We start from the raw sequence: 644 nt of genomic DNA on the forward strand, positions 1-644 counted from the left end.
GACCAGCTTTAGAAAATTTTCGTAAGCGAACTAAGCCTCGAAAATATGACCTCTACGAGGTCTTCTGTGCGGTCCTATATGTCTTGAAAACCGGTTGCCAATGGCGTCAAGTCCCCGGTGATTTCCCAGAATGGCGGTCAGTTTACAACTATTACAAAATTTGGTCAACTAAAGCTGAGCCTACGGCTGATTCTTTATTGGAACAAGTTTTAAAAAAATTGTCATTGCTCGGCGAACTTACCAAGGACGTTCAGCTTTAACTTCCTTTATTATCGTTGACGCTCAGAGCGTCAAAAACACCGCTACTGCTGAAAACAAAGGTTACGACGCTGGTAAGAAAATCTCGGGGATTAAGCGCCATCTGGCAGTTGATATCAATGGCTTTCCGCAGGCCATTCACATGACGCGAGCGAACGTCTCTGATCGAGACGGGGCCAGTGCCATGATCGCTTTACATGCCATGCATTTACGCCAGGTTCAAAATGTCTTAGTTGATGGTGGTTATTCAGGCGTTAATTTTCAGCTCGATGTAGCCAGTAATTTAAACGCAACCGTGCAGGTTGCGAAGCGCAATGAGTTGCATCGATTCGAAGTCATGCCCCAACGTTGGGTAGTCGAACGATCTTTTAGTTGGCTAGAGAATT

Annotated in this window: 1 pseudogene; it reads left to right on the plus strand. The window is 45.3% G+C overall.

Features of this window, described 5'->3' with window-relative positions:
* A pseudogene (locus JUE67_RS12795) lies at positions 1–644 on the plus strand (IS5 family transposase); the annotation flags it as partial.

It is taken from the genome of Lacticaseibacillus mingshuiensis, from assembly GCF_016861785.1.
In the GTDB taxonomy this organism is placed as follows: domain Bacteria; phylum Bacillota; class Bacilli; order Lactobacillales; family Lactobacillaceae; genus Lacticaseibacillus; species Lacticaseibacillus mingshuiensis.